The 17660-nt window shown below is 50.0% G+C and carries 16 protein-coding genes and 1 pseudogene; 10 read left to right on the forward strand and 7 right to left on the reverse strand.

What is annotated here, in order from left to right; translation table 11 throughout:
• Positions 1-94 precede the first annotated feature (94 nt).
• Positions 95-1026: pseudogene (locus tag GC128_RS06635) on the forward strand (omptin family outer membrane protease).
• Positions 1027-1091: 65 nt separating this feature from the next.
• Here the strand turns inward: GC128_RS06635 and GC128_RS06640 are convergent.
• Positions 1092-1691, reverse strand: a complete 600-nt coding sequence (locus GC128_RS06640) for a LysE family translocator (protein WP_151993643.1) — start codon at positions 1689-1691, stop codon at positions 1092-1094.
• 62 nt (positions 1692-1753) lie between these two features.
• Here GC128_RS06640 and GC128_RS06645 point away from each other — a divergent pair, with 62 nt between their 5' ends.
• From GC128_RS06645 to GC128_RS06655, 3 genes are all read left to right on the forward strand, one after another.
• Positions 1754-2770, forward strand: coding sequence for a hydrolase (locus GC128_RS06645; RefSeq protein WP_151993644.1), 1017 nt, complete (start codon positions 1754-1756; stop codon positions 2768-2770).
• A gap of 1 nt (position 2771) precedes the next feature.
• Complete coding sequence (locus GC128_RS06650) at positions 2772-2990, forward strand: YheU family protein (protein ID WP_034460225.1); 219 nt, start codon at positions 2772-2774, stop codon at positions 2988-2990.
• Positions 2991-3103: 113 nt separating this feature from the next.
• Entirely contained in the window at positions 3104-3985 is an 882-nt protein-coding gene (locus tag GC128_RS06655) for a phosphoribulokinase (protein ID WP_151993645.1), read from the forward strand.
• Positions 3986-4004: 19 nt separating this feature from the next.
• Here the strand turns inward: GC128_RS06655 and GC128_RS06660 are convergent, their stop codons facing one another.
• Positions 4005-4409 (reverse strand): OsmC family protein, encoded by a 405-nt coding sequence (locus tag GC128_RS06660; protein ID WP_034460229.1) that lies wholly within the window; start codon positions 4407-4409, stop codon positions 4005-4007.
• A gap of 315 nt (positions 4410-4724) precedes the next feature.
• On the opposite strand from GC128_RS06660, the gene crp reads away from it, so the two are divergent.
• Together crp and GC128_RS06670 are read left to right on the forward strand one after the other, a co-directional pair.
• Complete coding sequence (gene crp, locus GC128_RS06665) at positions 4725-5357, forward strand: cAMP-activated global transcriptional regulator CRP (RefSeq protein ID WP_151993646.1); 633 nt, start codon at positions 4725-4727, stop codon at positions 5355-5357.
• Positions 5358-5546: 189 nt separating this feature from the next.
• Positions 5547-7631, forward strand: coding sequence for a YccS/YhfK family putative transporter (locus tag GC128_RS06670; protein ID WP_151993647.1), 2085 nt, complete (start codon positions 5547-5549; stop codon positions 7629-7631).
• 3 nt (positions 7632-7634) lie between these two features.
• Here GC128_RS06670 and argD read toward each other — a convergent pair whose 3' ends face one another.
• The 4 genes from argD to ppiA form a co-directional block, all read right to left on the reverse strand.
• Positions 7635-8855 (reverse strand): bifunctional acetylornithine/succinyldiaminopimelate transaminase, encoded by a 1221-nt coding sequence (gene argD / locus GC128_RS06675; protein ID WP_151993648.1) that lies wholly within the window; start codon positions 8853-8855, stop codon positions 7635-7637.
• Positions 8856-8942: 87 nt separating this feature from the next.
• On the reverse strand, positions 8943-9506 hold the full coding sequence (pabA, locus tag GC128_RS06680; RefSeq protein WP_151993649.1) for an aminodeoxychorismate synthase component 2: 564 nt from the start codon (positions 9504-9506) through the stop codon (positions 8943-8945).
• Between the two features lie 33 nt (positions 9507-9539).
• Complete coding sequence (locus tag GC128_RS06685; protein ID WP_151993650.1) at positions 9540-10142, reverse strand: putative adenosine monophosphate-protein transferase Fic; 603 nt, start codon at positions 10140-10142, stop codon at positions 9540-9542.
• Between the two features lie 109 nt (positions 10143-10251).
• The gene (gene ppiA, locus GC128_RS06690) at positions 10252-10824 is read right to left on the reverse strand and encodes a peptidylprolyl isomerase A (RefSeq protein WP_064514292.1); all 573 of its coding nucleotides are present in this window, start codon (positions 10822-10824) and stop codon (positions 10252-10254) included.
• A gap of 280 nt (positions 10825-11104) precedes the next feature.
• Here ppiA and tsgA point away from each other — a divergent pair, with 280 nt between their 5' ends.
• Positions 11105-12286 carry an MFS transporter TsgA gene (tsgA, locus tag GC128_RS06695; RefSeq protein ID WP_151993651.1) on the forward strand — a complete coding sequence of 394 codons (1182 nt, stop codon included), beginning with the start codon at positions 11105-11107 and terminating at the stop codon, positions 12284-12286.
• Between the two features lie 78 nt (positions 12287-12364).
• Here the strand turns inward: tsgA and GC128_RS06700 are convergent, their stop codons facing one another.
• Positions 12365-13648, reverse strand: coding sequence for a cytosine deaminase (locus tag GC128_RS06700; RefSeq protein WP_151993652.1), 1284 nt, complete (start codon positions 13646-13648; stop codon positions 12365-12367).
• 227 nt (positions 13649-13875) lie between these two features.
• On the opposite strand from GC128_RS06700, the gene nirB reads away from it, so the two are divergent.
• The 3 genes from nirB to nirC all read left to right on the forward strand — a co-directional run bounded on the left by nirB (position 13876) and on the right by nirC (position 17660).
• The gene (gene nirB / locus GC128_RS06710; protein ID WP_151993653.1) at positions 13876-16428 is read left to right on the forward strand and encodes a nitrite reductase large subunit NirB; all 2553 of its coding nucleotides are present in this window, start codon (positions 13876-13878) and stop codon (positions 16426-16428) included.
• A complete protein-coding gene (nirD, locus tag GC128_RS06715) occupies positions 16425-16751 on the forward strand; it encodes a nitrite reductase small subunit NirD (RefSeq protein WP_151993654.1) in 327 nt (108 codons plus the stop codon). Before nirB ends, nirD begins: the two co-directional genes overlap by 4 nt.
• A 102-nt stretch (positions 16752-16853) precedes the next feature.
• Positions 16854-17660 (forward strand): nitrite transporter NirC, encoded by an 807-nt coding sequence (nirC, locus tag GC128_RS06720; protein ID WP_151993655.1) that lies wholly within the window; start codon positions 16854-16856, stop codon positions 17658-17660.

The following is a 17660-nucleotide window of genomic DNA, read 5'->3' on the forward strand; positions in this document are numbered from 1 at the left end:
ATGTTTATTCGTTATCGCGCACACTATATTTTTACAGCCATCAAAACAATGACGGTCATAAAATATAAAAACTCACTTCAATGGAATGAATATAATGAGACAACTAATTACATCCATCATTATGCTTTCTGCATTTGACCAACTGGCCTATGCAAATGACTTTAATAATTTTGCACCCTCACTAGAACCCGAAAGTTTATCTATAGGAACATCGCCAGGTATTCTGGGCGGAAAATCTACAGAACGAGTATATGATGACAAAAGCGGTAAAAAATAAGTCAACTTGAGTGGAAAATAAAAAACACTCCCGTTCTTAAAGGTGAAATAAACTGGGATGCCTGGCAAAGACTCACACTTAATGCCAGAGGGTGGACATCTCTGGCCTCGCGCGGCAACACGATGGACGACCATGACTGACTTGATGATAAAAAATCTTGCTGGAGTGACTGGTTACATCATCCCAATACCCCTCTCAATTACGCTAATGAATTTGATCTCAGTCTCAGGGGTTGGTTATTAAAAGCTGACAACTACAAATTAGCAGCAGTGGCTGGTTATCAACAAACTCGATTTAGCTGGAGTGCATATGGTGGTAACTACAATTACGATAATGGGACTGATATCGGTAACTAACCCGATGGCAAGCGCACTATTGATTACCAACAGAAATTTTCATTACCCTATATCGGCTTTGCCGGTCAATACCTATATCAATGTATAGAGGTTAATACATTATTGAAATTCAGCGATTGGGTTACCGCAAAAGATAATGATGAGCACTATTTACGAGATACCACATTTCGTGAAAAAACAACGAACTCTCGTTATTATTCGACCGCAATCGAAGTCGGATATTACATTACACCGAATGCGAAAGTCTCGACTGAGTTTGCTTATAATTATTATTCAGAAGGTAAGGACGGGAGTGAAATGATCAACCGCGCGACAGGCAAAACTGAATACTCAGGTGGTGATTCTGCAGGAATTAAAAACGAAAATTACATCATTTCCGCCGGAGTCCAATAACGCTTTTAATCAAACAAATTGGCCCACTTGTGGGCCAATTACTCGTCTGAACATTGACTTCATTCTTAGTGCCAAATCAGCAACACACACGCCGCTGTCAGTAATCCCATAAAGACGTTAAACAGAGTCCAGGCGCGGCGACTACGCAGAAGCGTACCTATCAAGCTACCAAACGCAATCCAAATCATCCCCGCAACAATGTTAACCAGTGCAATACCGATGCTGATTAACGCCACAGAATACAGGTACTGAGAACCCGCCAGACTAAAACTTGCGACAGCACCTAGCGCCATCAACCAAGCTTTTGGATTAATGACTTGCAGCAAACCGCCCTGCCAGAATGGAATTGGCTCGGGTGGTGGCGCATCTGTTTCCAGGCGTTCGTAGGTCGCTGTACCAATTTTCCATGCCAACCATAAAAGATAAGCACTACCGGCAACCTTCAGAATCAGGTGTAAAGCGGGGTACAATAGAATTAAGCTACCCACACCAAAAGCTACCAATAATAAAATGCACTGCATACCAAGCATGATACCTATCATCAATGGTATGGTGCGCAGGAATCCGTAATTCGCGCCGGATGAAGTGAGTAGCATGTTGTTTGGGCCTGGTGTGATAGCAGCAACCCAGAGAAAGCCCAGCATTGAGAAAAAAAGCGTTTCCATGAAATGGGTGTTCCACACCCCGTAAAGTTAATTAGCAAACTAAATGAAACTAACAGTGTGATATGGCTACGACAAGTCCCGCAGTATTGAATTTTAATCACGAAGAAGATGAACAATTCCATCCGTTGAAGGGTGTCAGTAATCCACACCTGCAAACCATGCTTCCGCGTTTGATTCGCCGTCGCCTCAATTTCAAACCTCACTGGCAGCGTCTTGACATGCCGGACGGGGATTTTGTCGATCTTGCCTGGAGCGAGGACCCGCGCCAGGCAATGCATAAACCACGGTTAGTCGTTTTTCATGGACTCGAAGGTAGCCTGCACAGCCCATACGCCCATGGTTTAATCGAGGCCGCCAGCAAGCAAGGCTGGTTAGGCGTGGTAATGCATTTCCGCGGATGTAGCGGTGTGCCAAACCGCATGAAGCGCATTTATCACTCGGGTGAAACTGAAGACGGAAGCTACTTCTTAAACTGGCTGTCTGAGCGTTATGGCAAAGTACCGACGGCGGCGGTCGGTTTTTCTCTCGGCGGCAACATGCTCGCCTGCCTGATGGCAAAACAGGGTGCCGATTGTACGCTTCAGGCTGGTGTAGTGGTTTCAGCCCCACTGATGCTTGAACATTGCAGCGCACATATCGAAAAAGGTTTCTCCCGCGTTTATCAGCACTATCTTTTGAATCTGCTGAAGAAGAATGCCGCACGTAAGCTAAGAAGCTATCCGGGCACACTCCCGGTAGATATGCGTCAGCTTAAAGGAATGCGTCGTCTACGCGAGTTTGACGATTTGATTACTTCAAAAATTCACGGCTTTGCTGACGCTATCGATTATTACCGCCAGTGCAGCGCGATGCCGCTGCTGCCACAAATCAAAACGCCGACGCTCATCATCCACGCAAAAGATGACCCGTTTATGGATCACCATGTGATCCCAGATAAAGCTATCTTACCTGCCAATATCGAGTATCAACTGACACGCTACGGCGGGCACGTTGGATTTGTTGGTGGTACGCTGCGTCGCCCGGAAATGTGGCTTGAGCAACGTATCCCACAGTGGCTGAATAAATTCCTGGACCAGTAATATGATGATTCCCTGGCAAGATCTTCCTCCCGAAACGCTTGATAATCTGATTGAATCCTTTGTATTACGCGAAGGCACCGATTATGGTGAACAAGAGCGTTCACTGGAGCAGAAAGTGGCCGATGTTAAGCGCCAGCTGCAAAGTGGTGAGGCTGTGCTGGTATGGTCGGAACTCCATGAAACGGTAAATATTATGGCTCGCGGGCAGTTTCGCGGCTAAGCGTTTAACTTCTATACTGCATAATAAAACCACCCTCACCCAGCTATCTCCCTGAGAGTGAGGGCCAGCCCTTACTTACACACACTTGCGATCACCCATGGAGTTGTTGCCTTATGTCAGCCAAACATCCGGTTATTGCCGTAACAGGTTCCAGCGGCGCGGGAACGACAACCACCAGCCTTGCCTTCCGTAAAATCTTCCAGCAACTCAATTTACGTGCAGCGGAAGTCGAAGGTGACAGTTTCCATCGTTTCACTCGTCCTGAAATGGATATGGCTATTCGTAAAGCACGCGACCTGGGGCGCCATATCAGCTATTTCGGCCCAGAAGCCAATGACTTTGGTTTGCTTGAACAGACGTTCATTGAATACGGTAGAACCGGGCAAGGTAAGTCACGCAAGTATCTACATACTTACGATGAAGCCGTACCCTGGAACCAAATCCCCGGAACCTTTACGCCATGGCAGCCATTGCCAGAACCCACTGATGTTTTGTTTTATGAAGGTTTGCACGGCGGGGTAGTTACGCCACAACACGATGTGGCTAAAGCCGTCGATTTGCTGGTTGGTGTGGTACCGATTGTGAACCTGGAGTGGATACAAAAGTTAGTGCGGGATACCAGTGAGCGCGGGCATTCCCGAGAAGCGGTAATGGACTCTGTGGTTCGTTCTATGGACGACTATATCAATTACATCACACCGCAATTCTCCCGCACCCACATCAACTTCCAGCGCGTCCCAACTGTTGATACGTCTAACCCATTTGCAGCTCGCGGCATCCCGTCTCTGGATGAAAGTTTTGTGGTGATTCATTTTCGCGGGCTGGATGACATCGATTTCCCGTATTTGCTCGCCATGCTACAAGGCTCATTTATTTCGCATATCAATACATTGGTGGTTCCGGGCGGCAAGATGGGGCTGGCGATGGAATTGATTATGACACCGCTGGTTAAGCGTCTGGCAGAAGGTCGGAATATCAATAATCAGGGCGGTTAAACCCGCCCGTTTTCACTCTTTAGCCTTCAATCACTTCATAGCTATGAGTAACGTTGACCGCTTTTTCAAGCATCAGTGCAACAGAGCAGTACTTCTCAGCAGAGAGGTCTACTGCGCGGGAAACTGCAGCATCTTTTAGCTCTTTGCCTGTCACGATGAAATGCAGATTGATATGCGTAAACAAACGCGGAGCCTCTTCACGGCGCTCAGAGGTCAGTTTCACTTCACAGTCGGTCACGGTGTAGCGGCCTTTTTGCAAAATAGAAACTACGTCAATTGCACTGCAACCGCCAACGGACATCAGCACCATTTCCATTGGGCTTGGTGCTTTATCACCAGAATTGCCATCCATAAGAATCTGATGCCCTGAAGCGGACTCGCCCAGGAAGGTAAACCCTTCAACCCATTTCACTCGTGCCTGCATGCTACTTACTCCTGTAGAAAAATTACCTTTCAGAGTACGCAGATTCAGCAAATCTGGCAACGGAAGGCGACATGCGTCAAGCTGAAACGAGACAACAGGAGACACTTGTCAAAAGCTATGCTAAAACAATCCAGATGCTACATCGATACATTGACGTAATGCATGTATGCAGAGGACATCACTAATTACAGGCAGCAAGAATGACTTGCATGCCATCTCCCCAAGGTGGGGAATATTCTAATTACTTGCAACGCCAGACAGGATGTTTAGCGTCCTGTCGTTGGTAGCCAGTTATAAAACAGAGGATAACCGCGCATGGTGCTTGGCAAACCGCAAACAGACCCGACTCTCGAATGGTTCTTGTCCCATTGCCACATTCATAAGTATCCATCGAAGAGCACACTCATTCACCAAGGTGAGAAAGCAGAGACGCTGTATTACATCGTCAAGGGCTCTGTGGCTGTTCTGATTAAAGATGAAGAGGGCAAGGAAATGATCCTCTCCTATCTAAATCAGGGCGATTTCATTGGTGAGTTAGGGCTGTTCGAAGAAGGTCAGGAACGTAGTGCCTGGGTTCGTGCTAAAAGTGCCTGTGAAGTGGCTGAAATTTCTTATAAAAAATTCCGCCAGCTGATCCAGGTCAACCCAGACATTCTGATGCGCCTGTCTTCACAGATGGCTAACCGTCTGCAAGTCACTTCTGAGAAAGTAGGCAACCTGGCATTCCTGGACGTTACCGGTCGTATCGCGCAGACGCTGCTGAACCTGGCTAAACAACCTGATGCAATGACCCACCCGGACGGTATGCAGATTAAAATTACCCGTCAGGAAATCGGTCAGATCGTGGGTTGCTCTCGCGAAACTGTTGGTCGTATCTTGAAAATGCTGGAAGATCAAAATCTGATCTCCGCTCACGGTAAAACGATCGTCGTATACGGCACTCGTTAATCTCCGTCTAAAAATGGCGTGTTGCTTCATAACACGCCTTTTTTGTCTCTAAAAAACTAAATCCGAAACCCGATTAATTGAAGTTGCAGCAAGGCAGCAAGTGAGTTCATCCCGATGAGCTTACTCAAGTAAGTGATTCGGGTGAATGAACGCAGCTAACGCCGCTGCAGCTTTAAGTAAGAAGGGTTTATGTGGCGAAGACTGATCTACCATCCCGAAGTTAACTACGCACTGCGGCAAACGCTGGTGCTGTGCCTTCCGGTGGCAGTAGGTTTGCTCGTCGGCGATCTCCAGTCTGGCCTGCTTTTCTCTTTAGTCCCTGCCTGTTGCAACATTGCCGGTCTTGATACTCCGCACAAACGCTTCTTCAAACGCCTGATCGTCGGTGGCTGTCTGTTTGCTGCCAGCAGTTTGATCATGCAGCTTTTGCTGCTTTACACCACTGTGCCGCTGCCCGTCATTCTTTTTGTGATGGCGCTCTTGCTGGGTGTCACGGCAGAAATCAGTTCCCTGCACGCTCGTCTGCTTCCCGCATCACTCATTGCTGCCATATTTACGCTCAGCATGGCCGGGAATATGCCGATCTGGAAACCGATGCTGCTGTATGTCTGCGGTACGATTTGGTACGGCGTATTTAACTGGTTTTGGTTCTGGATGTGGCGCGAGCAGCCACTGCGGGAATCATTGAGTCTGCTCTATCGGCAGTTGGCAGATTACTGTGAAGCAAAATACGGCATGCTGACTCAACATACCGATCCGGAAAAAGCGCTCCCACCGCTGCTGGCTCGTCAGCAAAAAGCGGTGGATCTCATTACCCAGTGCTACCAACAGCTTCATATGCTGGCGGCAAACCAGCAAAACGGCTACAAGCGCTTGCTGCGTGCATTCCAGGTAGCATTGGATTTGCAAGAGCACATCTCGGTAAGCCTTCACCAACCAGCTGAAGTTCAGAAGCTCGTCGAGCAAAGCCATGCAGAAGCAGTTATTCGATGGAATGCACAGACCATCGCGGCGCGGTTACGTGTACTGGCTGACGACATTCTTTACCATCGTTATCCACAGCGTTTTACGATGGAAAAACAGATCGATGCCCTTGAGAAAATCGCCCGTCAAAATCCAGATAACCCGGTTGGGCAATTTTGCCATTACCACTTCAGCCGTGTCGCTCGCGTGCTACGCACCCAACGCCCACTGTATGTCCGTGATTTAATGGAAGACCGGCAACGCCGTTTACCGTTGTGGGCGGCATTGAAAAGTTATTTATCATTGAAGTCAGCGGCGCTTCGCAACGCAGCAAGATTGGGTGTGATGCTCACGATAGCCAGTCTGCTGGGTGCATTTTTACATCTGCCCAAGCCCTACTGGATTTTAATGACGGTAATGTTCGTGACGCAAAACGGCTACGGTGCCACACGAGTTCGTATTCTCCACCGTTCGGCTGGCACCATTGCAGGCCTTGGCATCGCAGGTATTGCGCTTCACTTCCACTTCCCGCAAAGCATTGCTCTGGGCGCGATGCTGGTCATTACGTTGGTGAGCTATCTGTTTATTCGCAAAAGCTACGGCTGGGCGACGATAGGCTTTACGGTGACCGCCGTTTATACCCTGCAATTGATAACATTAAGTGCCGAGCAGTACATCGTCCCTCGCCTGATAGATACCTTGCTAGGCTGCTTGATAGCCTTTGGCGGCATGGTGTGGCTGTGGCCACAATGGCAGAGTGGCTTGTTACGCCAGAATGCCCACGATGCGCTGGAAAGAGATCAAAATGCAATTCGCCTGATTCTGAGTAATGACCCCGAACCAACGCCGCTCGCTTATGAACGTATGAAGGTTAACCAGGCACATAACGCCCTGTTTAACTCCCTGAACCAGGCGATGCAGGAACCTGGGTTTAACTCGCATTATCTGGCGGATATGAAATTGTGGGTGACGCATAGCCAGTTTATCGTCGAGCACATCAATGCGATGACGACTCTCGCCCGCGAGCATAATATGCTGACGCCGGATCTCGCCCAGCGTTATCTGCAGTCATGTGAAATTGCGCTGCAACGATGCCAGCAGCGGCTTCAGTATGATGGGCCGGGGGAAACCAATGATGCGAATATTCTCGACCCGCTAGAAGGGCTTCCAAACGGGCCATTAAGTACGATGGAACAACATTTACAGCGGATACTGGGCCATCTGAGCACCATGCATACCATATCTTCGGTTGCCTGGCGTCAACGACCACATCATGGCATCTGGCTAAGCCGCCTACGACGGCCTGGCTAAGTATTACGCTTTAATCACCTTCGCAACTGCTTTAGCAAAACGCTTCATACCTTCTTCAATATCGGTATCTTCAACAATCAACGCAGGCGCGAAACGCATTACGTCCGGCCCGGCATTCAGCACCATCACGCCCTCTTCCGCTGCCGCGTAAAGGAACTCACGTGCGCGGCCTTTGTATTGCGGTTTGAGCTCAGCACCGATCAATAACCCCATCCCACGGATATCGCTAAACAGATCAAACTGCTCATCGATCTGTTGTAAATGGCTGACGAACTGTTGCCGCTTCGCCGTCACACCACTTAGCACTTCAGGTGTGTTGATGATATCAAACGCCGCGCCCGCGACTGCGCAGGCCAGAGGGTTACCGCCGTAAGTTGAACCGTGTGTACCGACATGAAACGCCGATGCAATTTCCTGAGTCGTCAGCATCACGCTGACCGGGAAGCCACCGCCGAGTGCTTTTGCGCTGGTCAAAATATCTGGCGTCACGCCGTAGTGCATATAGGCAAACAGCTCACCGATACGCCCCATGCCACACTGCACTTCATCGAATACCAGTAACGCTTTATGCTCATCGCACAACTCACGCAAGCCTTGCAGGAATTCTGGGGTTGCCGCCGTTACGCCGCCCTCGCCCTGAATCGGCTCCACCACTACCGCACAAGTATGGTCATCCATCACCGCTTTCACTGCGTGCAAATCGTTAAACGGCACATGAATAATATCGGCAGGTTTCGGGCCAAAACCGTCGGAATACTTCGGCTGACCGCCAACAGAAACGGTAAACAGCGAACGACCGTGGAAGGCATTATGGAAGGCGATAATTTTGGTTTTATACGGACTGTGGCGAGTAGAAGCGTAGTAACGCGCCAGTTTGAAGGCGGTTTCGTTGGCTTCGGTGCCAGAGTTCATAAACAGGACGCGTTCAGCAAAAGTAGCATCAATCAGCTTGCGGCCCAGGCGCAACGCGGGTTCATTGGTGAAAACGTTGCTGGTATGCCATAGCGTTTCGCCCTGGCTTTTTAACGCTTCCACCAACGCCGGGTGGCAGTGACCTAACGCTGTGACAGCAATCCCACCGGCGAAATCAACGTACTCTTTACCTTGCTGATCCCAAACACGACTGCCTTTGCCTTTCACCGGGATAAACTCCGCTGGTGCATAAATCGGCAAAATCACTTCATCAAAAGTAGCGCGGGTAATTGCTGATTGTTCGGTTGCCATTAATTGCCATCCCATTTTTACGCAAGAACAGACATGAAAATATAATCATGAAATATGCATAAAAAATCATTATCTGGCAATAAAAAATCAACGTTTGAGGAAATTGGCTAACAGCTGATGACCCTGCTCGCTGAGAATGCTTTCCGGGTGAAACTGCACACCTTCCAGGTCAAGTTCGCGATGGCGAATCCCCATAATTTCCTGCTTATCCGTCCAGGCGGTCACTTCAAAACAGTCGGGTAAGGTGGCGGGGTCGATCACTAAGGAGTGATAACGCGTTACGGTTAAAGGGTTGTTCAGGCTGTGGAAAACACCGTGATTGCTATGCGAGATAACCGAGGTTTTACCGTGCATCACTTTTTGCGCGCGAACAATGGTCGCGCCGAATGCCTGCGCAATCGCCTGGTGTCCAAGGCAAACGCCGAGAATCGGTAACTGCCCGGCGAAATGCGTAATCGCCGCAAGAGAAATCCCTGCTTCGGTGGGCGTGCAAGGGCCAGGAGAGATGACCAGTTTTTCTGGTGCCAGGGCAGTGATATCAGAAAGAGTCAGCTCATCGTTACGTTTCACCACCACTTCTGCGCCTAATTCACAAAAGTATTGATAGAGGTTCCAGGTAAATGAGTCGTAATTGTCGATAAGCAGTAGCATCGCGGCTCCAGGGTAAATAAGAACCGCGCTATTCTATTCGCTTTCGCGCGCTTCACTCACGACTTTAGTGAAAATCTCGTTGAGCATTTTCAAATCACCCAACGCCCCGGTTTGATTCGCCGTTGCCCATGCTTCAGGCGATACGTCTTTCCAATCGAGGATGTAACCGGCATGAATCGCTAACTGCTCGAAGAACACACGCTGTGCCCGACCACTGCCAACAAAGAACGGATGAAGGACGTTAATTTCACAATAGTAATGTGACAGGCGCAGAACGAACTCAGTTCTGGAAAGTCCGACGAGATAATGCTCGTCCTCCATTTCTTGCATCAGATCGTTGCCTTCATTTTCGATGTACTCGAAATGGCAGAACTGTATCTCCCCTTTGGAAATATCAACATCTCGTAGCTCGCCTGCCCAGTCGAAAACATCCTGAAAAAGCTGCTGATGGATGGCACACAACCAGGGTAAGCCGCGATGCAACGGGCCAAGTTCAATCGTATCTACACGCTGCGCGATAATCTCATCTTGCGCATGAGGCTCAAGGATATCCAGCCGGCTGCTGGCATGAAATGAACGGCTGCGCAATTGCTGCCAAAGGCGGGACTTTTGTTTGTCGGTCAGTTTCTTTGCCATGATGCCTCCCTAAATGACGACCCGTTGTTGCCACAAGTATAAGCAGCAATCGGTGGAAGTGCAGGAAGCGATAGATTGCGCGAGTAGGGAATACTCGCGCAGGAATTTTTTACGGCAGGACTTTAGCGGAGAGGATAACTACAGGTTTTGACGGAACATTTTGGTATGGGCCGACATCATGAGTCTGGACCTGGGAGATCTTATCGGCAACGTCCATCCCTTTCACAACTTTACCAAATACTGCATAACCGAAGTCGCGCTGGCCGTGATCGAGGAAGGCGTTATCTGCCACATTGAGGAAGAACTGGCTGGTCGCGCTGTCTTTATCGGCAGTACGCGCCATGGAAATAGTACCGCGAGTGTTACGCAAGCCGTTATCGGCTTCATTTTTAATCGGTGGGTTAGGCTGCTTCTGATTCATATCTGCAGTGAAGCCGCCGCCCTGAAGCATGAAGCCCGGGATCACGCGATGGAAAATGGTGTTGTTGTAGAAGCCGCTGTTAACGTAATCCACAAAGTTTTTCACAGAGACTGGGGCTTTCTGGCTATTTAACTCAAGCTCAATTTCACCCGCTGATGTGGTCAACAGGACGTGTGGGTCACCTTTAGCAGCAAGTGCCGCAGGAGAGAGAGCGGTTAGAGCAAACACAGTTGCTACAGCCGCCAGAGTCGATTTGAGCATGAATAATTCCTTACGAATGCAGTGAATGAGGCAAGTTGCTAGATTGTAAAGACGCACTCAAGTATGCGCCAGCCATTTACGGTTTTTTACTTTCACACAAATCAATAAGTTAAATGAATCAATAATCAAATAACACGATTAATCGTGACGCTGGTCACCTTAAATTCAAGTCGTTGCAGCAAATGAATTATAAATTGTATGAATGAGTCACGTTTTTGACTAAAATCCATTCTTCTTGAGTGCTGTCAAAGCACTTTACATTTCTATTCACAGGCTTGTCATGACTAACAGCAACCGCATTAAGCTCACATGGATCAGCTTCTTCTCCTACGCACTCACTGGTGCGTTGGTAATCGTCACCGGGATGGTGATGGGCAATATCGCCGAATACTTCCACGTCCCCGTTTCCAGCATGAGTAACACCTTTACTTTCCTGAACGCCGGCATTTTGATTTCTATCTTCCTTAATGCCTGGTTAATGGAAATCGTACCGCTCAAAACTCAACTGCGTTTTGGTTTCATCCTGATGGTGCTGGCCGTTGCTGGGCTTATCTTTGGCGATAACCTGACTATCTTCTCAGTCGCGATGTTTGTTCTGGGGCTGGTCAGCGGTATCACGATGTCCATTGGTACGTTCCTGATTACGCACATGTATGAAGGCCGTGAGCGTGGTTCACGCCTACTATTTACCGACTCCTTCTTCAGTATGGCAGGGATGATCTTCCCAATGGTGGCCGCGATTCTGCTGGCTCGTAGCATCAACTGGTATTGGGTTTATGTCTGCATCGGTCTGGTTTATGTCGCTATCTTCATCCTGACCATCGGTTGTGACTTCCCGGCATTGGGTAAACACGCACCGCAACCGGAAAAAGTCGCCGAGAAAGAAAAATGGGGAGTGGGCGTACTGTTCCTGTCCATCGCAGCTTTGTGCTACATCCTCGGCCAACTGGGATTTATCTCCTGGGTTCCGGAATATGCCAAAAGCCTGGGTATGAATCTGAATGATGCAGGCCAACTGGTCAGTGATTTCTGGATGTCTTACATGTTCGGGATGTGGGCGTTCAGCTTTATTCTGCGTTTCTTCGATTTGCAACGTATTCTGACTGTTCTGGCGGGTGCGGCGACTGTTCTGATGTACCTGTTTAACAAAAGCGAACCGGCACATCTGGCATGGTTTATTTTGGCACTTGGCTTCTTCTCCAGTGCGATTTACACCTCTGTAATCACCCTGGGTTCATTGCAGACCAAAATCGCTTCGCCAAAACTGGTTAACTTCGTACTGACCTGCGGCACCATCGGCACCATGCTGACCTTCGTGGTCACTGGCCCGATTGTGGCTCACAGCGGCCCGCACGCGGCTCTGCAAACTTCAAACGCCTTGTACGCAGTGGTATTTATCATGTGCCTGATTCTCGGCCTGGTAACGAAACACCGCCAGCATAACGCTGCTGCTGCGCACTAAAAGCGTCGGCTTACGCTACGTTTATCCGCCCTACGCGGTTTTGTAGGGTGGATAAGCTCAAGCGTCATCCACTACTTCTCACCCACGAAACGTTATCTCTTCAGCTCCATCCAACATCACCCAGGTTTGTGACAATTGCGTGGTTGCAATCACCTTCCCGGCTCGCACTGACCAACGCACCGGCACCTGCCTGCGCACCGCGTCAAAACCGTTTTCAGCAGGAAGAATAATCAGGTTCGCCGCCTTCCCCTCGGCAATCCCGTACTCCTGCACGCCAAAGGTACGGGCACTGTTATCGGTAATCAGCTTCAAACCTTCGTCGATTTGCTGGTAGCCCATCATCTGGCAAACATGCAGCCCCATATGCAGTACCTGCAACATATTGGCTGTACCCAGCGGGTACCAAGGGTCAAACACATCATCATGTCCAAAGCAGACGTTAATTCCCGCTTCGAGTAACTCTTTCACCCGCGTAATACCACGGCGTTTTGGGTAATCATCAAAGCGACCTTGCAGATGAATATTCACCAGCGGGTTGGCGACAAAGTTAATGCCGGACATTTTCAACAAGCGGAACAAGCGCGAAGTATAAGCGCCGTTGTAAGAGTGCATCGCGGTAGTATGGCTGGCGGTTACGCGCTGCCCAATACCATCTCGCAACGCCAGTGCCGCGACGGTTTCGACAAACCGCGACTGTTCATCGTCAATTTCATCGCAGTGAATATCTAACGGGCGATCGTACTTTTTCGCCAGTGCGAATGCTTTATGCAGCGACTCGACGCCGTACTCACGGGTAAATTCAAAGTGCGGGATTGCCCCGACCACATCCGCCCCCAGGCGCAATGCTTCTTCAAGCAGCGCTTCCCCGTTGGGGTACGACATAATCCCTTCTTGTGGGAAGGCGACAATCTGCACTTCAATCCAGGGAGCGGCTTCTTGCTTCACTTCCAGCATCGCTTTTAATGCGGTCAGTGTGGGGTCTGAAACATCAACGTGCGTGCGGACATATTGAATGCCGTTGGCAATCTGCCATTTCAACGTCTGCCAGGCGCGTTGTTTCACATCTTCGTGGGTCAGGAGTGCTTTGCGTTCAGCCCATCGCTCGATGCCTTCAAACAAGGTGCCCGACTGGTTCCAGTTGGGTTGGCCTGCGGTCTGCGTCGTATCAAGGTGAATATGAGGCTCAATAAAGGGCGGGATCGCCAGACCGCCACGCCCGTTAAGAATCTGCTCGCTTTCAGGCTGGGTATCATCCATTGGTTTTATGGCGTTGATGCGCCCATTTTCGATGGCTATTTGCCATAAGCCTTCGCGCCCGACCAGACGCACATTTTGAATTAACTCCAACGCCAGATTACTCATACCCACTCCTTGTTAATTAGCCGCCCCTATTTCATAGCACACAAGGCAAAATGGGGACATTTATTGTCTTCCCGCGAATAGCTAAACATTTCCGCAACTTAGAAAAACCCACTAAAATCAGCAATATACCCATTAAGAGGTATATAAAGGTGTATTTGATTTGTATCAATAATCGCCATTGCTGAATCGTTAAGGTAGGCAGTAATAGAAAAGAAATTGAGGCAATTATGAGCAAAGTCAAAATCGCAATCATCGGTAATGGCATGGTCGGCCATCGCTTTATCGAGGACTTACTTGATAAAGCCCAGCCAGGCCAATTCGACATTACTGTTTTCTGTGAAGAGCCGCGCAAAGCCTACGATCGCGTGCACCTGTCTTCCTATTTTTCCCATCATACTGCTGAAGAATTATCCCTGGTACGTGACGGCTTCTATGAGAAGCACGGTGTAAAAGTGCTGGTCGGCGAGCGCGCCATCACCATTAACCGCCAGGAAAAAGTGATCCACTCGAATACCGGTCGTACCGTGTATTACGACAAACTGGTCATGGCGACCGGTTCTTATCCTTGGATCCCACCGATTAAAGGTTCTGAAACACAAGACTGTTTCGTCTACCGCACTATCGAAGATTTGAACGCTATCGAAGCATGTGCCCGCCGCAGCAAGCGCGGTGCAGTGGTCGGTGGTGGTCTGCTCGGCCTTGAAGCCGCAGGCGCGCTGAAAAACCTCGGCGTTGAAACACACGTTATCGAATTCGCACCAATGTTAATGGCCGAACAGCTTGACCGCATGGGCGGCGAGCAGCTGCGCAATAAAATCGAAAGCATGGGCGTGCGGGTTCATACCAGCAAAAACACCCGGGAAATCGTGCAGGAAGGTACGCAAGCGCGTAAGACCATGCGTTTTGCGGACGGCACAGACCTGGAAGTGGACTTTATCGTCTTCTCCACGGGTATCCGTCCACGCGATAAGCTGGCAACACAATGCGGCCTGGCAACAGGGCAACGCGGCGGTATCGCGGTCAATGATAGCTGCCAGACTTCTGATCCGGACATCTACGCTATCGGCGAATGCGCGAGCTGGAACAACCGCACATTCGGCCTGGTCGCCCCTGGCTACAAAATGGCCCAGGTCACGGCTGACCACCTGCTCGGGACAGAAAACGCCTTCGAAGGCGCAGATATGAGCGCCAAGCTGAAATTGCTCGGCGTGGATGTGGGTGGGATTGGTGATGCGCATGGTCGCACCCCAGATTGCCGCAGCTATGTTTATCTCGACGAAAGCAAAGAAGTTTATAAGCGCCTGATTGTTAGCGCCGACAACAAAACTCTGCTCGGCGCTGTTCTGGTGGGCGACACCAGCGATTACGGCAACCTGCTGCAACTGGTGCTCAATAACATCGAGCTGCCAGAAAACCCGGACGCGCTGATTCTGCCTGCGCACGCCAGCTCCGGTAAGCCAGCGATTGGTGTTGATAAACTCCCGGACAGCGCGCAAATCTGCTCATGCTTTGATGTCACTAAAGGCCATCTGGTTAAAGCCATCAACAACGGCTGCCATACTGTCGCTGCATTGAAAGCAGAAACCAAAGCCGGTACCGGCTGTGGCGGCTGTATTCCTTTGATCACTCAAGTTTTGAATGCCGAACTGAGCAAGCAAGGTATCGAAGTTAACCATAATCTGTGCGAGCACTTTGCGTTCTCTCGCCAGGAGCTGTATCACCTGATTCGTGTGGAAGGCATTAAATCCTTCGACGAGCTACTGCAAAAATACGGCAAAGGCTACGGCTGTGAAGTGTGTAAACCGACCGTCGGTTCTTTGCTGGCCTCTTGCTGGAACGACTATGTGCTGGCACCACAGCACACGCCGCTTCAGGACACTAACGACAACTTCCTTGGCAACATTCAGAAAGACGGGACTTACTCTGTCATTCCACGTTCCGCAGGCGGAGAAATCACACCGGAAGGTTTGATGGAAGTCGGGCGTATCGCACGCGAATACAATCTCTATACCAAAATCACCGGTTCCCAGCGTATCGGCCTGTTTGGTGCGCAAAAAGATGATTTACCAGAGATCTGGCGTCAGCTGATTGAAGCCGGTTTTGAAACTGGCCACGCGTATGCGAAAGCACTGCGTATGGCTAAAACCTGTGTTGGTAGCACCTGGTGCCGTTACGGCGTTGGCGATAGCGTTGGTTTCGGCGTTGAGCTGGAAAATCGCTACAAAGGTATTCGTACCCCGCACAAAATGAAGTTTGGCGTGTCCGGTTGTACCCGTGAGTGTGCGGAAGCACAGGGTAAAGACGTCGGGATTATCGCCACCGAGAAAGGCTGGAACCTGTATGTCTGCGGTAACGGTGGTATGAAACCACGTCACGCCGATTTGCTGGCTGCTGACTTAGACAGTGAAACGCTGATCAAGTACCTCGATCGTTTCATGATGTTCTACATCCGCACCGCCGACAAACTGACCCGTACCGCGCCGTGGCTCGATAGCCTTGAAGGCGGAATCGAGTACCTGAAACAAGTCATCATCAAAGACAAACTGGGCCTGAACGATCAGCTTGAAGCGGAACTGGAACGCCTGCGCGAGAAAGTGATTTGCGAGTGGACTGAAACGGTGAATACCCCGGAAGCTCAGGTTCGCTTCAAGCACTTCATCAACAGCCCGGTGCGCGACCCGAACGTGCAAATCGTGCCTGAACGTGAGCAACATCGCCCGGCGACACCTTACGAGCGTATCCCGGTTACCCTGGTAGAAGAAGTGGAGGAAAATGTATGAGCCAGTGGACTACTGTTTGCCAGTTAAACGACATCCTGCCTGCTACCGGTGTTTGCGCGTTGGTAGGTAATGAGCAAATTGCAATTTTCCGCCCACGTAATGACGACCAGGTTTTCGCCATCAACAACATTGACCCGTTCTTCGAAGCGAGCGTGTTATCTCGTGGCCTTATCGCCGAACACCAGGGTGAACTTTGGGTCGCCAGTCCGTTGAAAAAGCAGCATTTCAGACTGCGAGACGGACTGTGCATGGAAGACGAGAGCCGCTCAATTGCGTACTACCCAGCGCGCGTTCAGGACGGACAGGTTCAGATTAAAGCTTAAAACAAGCCCTTGAGGCTTCATCGTAGAGCGGAAGACGTAAAACGCTTCTCTCTGCGATTTTTTTAGATTCTCTTTTTCTTTCAATTTGTTGGGATAACAAAAATGTTCACCGATACCATTAATAAATGTGCGGCGAATGCCGCTCGCATTGCCCGATTGTCGCAAAACAACCCGCTTGGTTTCTGGATCAGCTCCGCAATGGCTGGTGCATATGTGGGCCTTGGGATCATTCTAATATTCACCCTCGGTAACCTGGTCGAGCCATCTTTGCGCCCACTAGTGATGGGAGCGACCTTCGGTATCGCCCTGACACTGGTTATCATCGCCGGTTCTGAATTATTCACCGGTCATACCATGTTCCTAACTTTTGGTGTTAAAGCAGGCACCATTTCCCACGGTCAAATGTGGGGCATTTTGCCGCAAACCTGGCTGGGTAACCTGATTGGCTCCGTGTTTGTTGCCCTGCTGTACAAATGGGGCGGCGGTAGTCTGCTGCCGTTAGACACAAGCCTGGTTCACACCGCGGCGCTGGCAAAAACTTCGGCTCCAGCCATGGTGCTGTTCTTTAAAGGTGCATTGTGTAACTGGCTGGTTTGCCTGGCAATCTGGATGGCGGTCCGTACTGAAGGTGCAGCGAAATTTATCGCTATCTGGTGGTGCCTGCTGGCATTTATCGCTTCCGGCTATGAACACTCCATCGCCAACATGACGCTGTTTGCTCTGTCCTGGTTTGGTCATCACAGCGATGCATACACTATGGCGGGAATCGGCCACAACCTGCTGTGGGTAACGCTTGGGAATACCCTTTCTGGCGTAGTATTCATGGGTCTGGGTTATTGGTATGCTACTCCGAAAGCCGAGCGTCCCCAGCCTGCGCAACTCACCGCGTCGGAGACTGCCCGCAACTAA

It is taken from the genome of Buttiauxella massiliensis (assembly GCF_902500225.1).
In the GTDB taxonomy this organism is placed as follows: domain Bacteria; phylum Pseudomonadota; class Gammaproteobacteria; order Enterobacterales; family Enterobacteriaceae; genus Buttiauxella; species Buttiauxella massiliensis.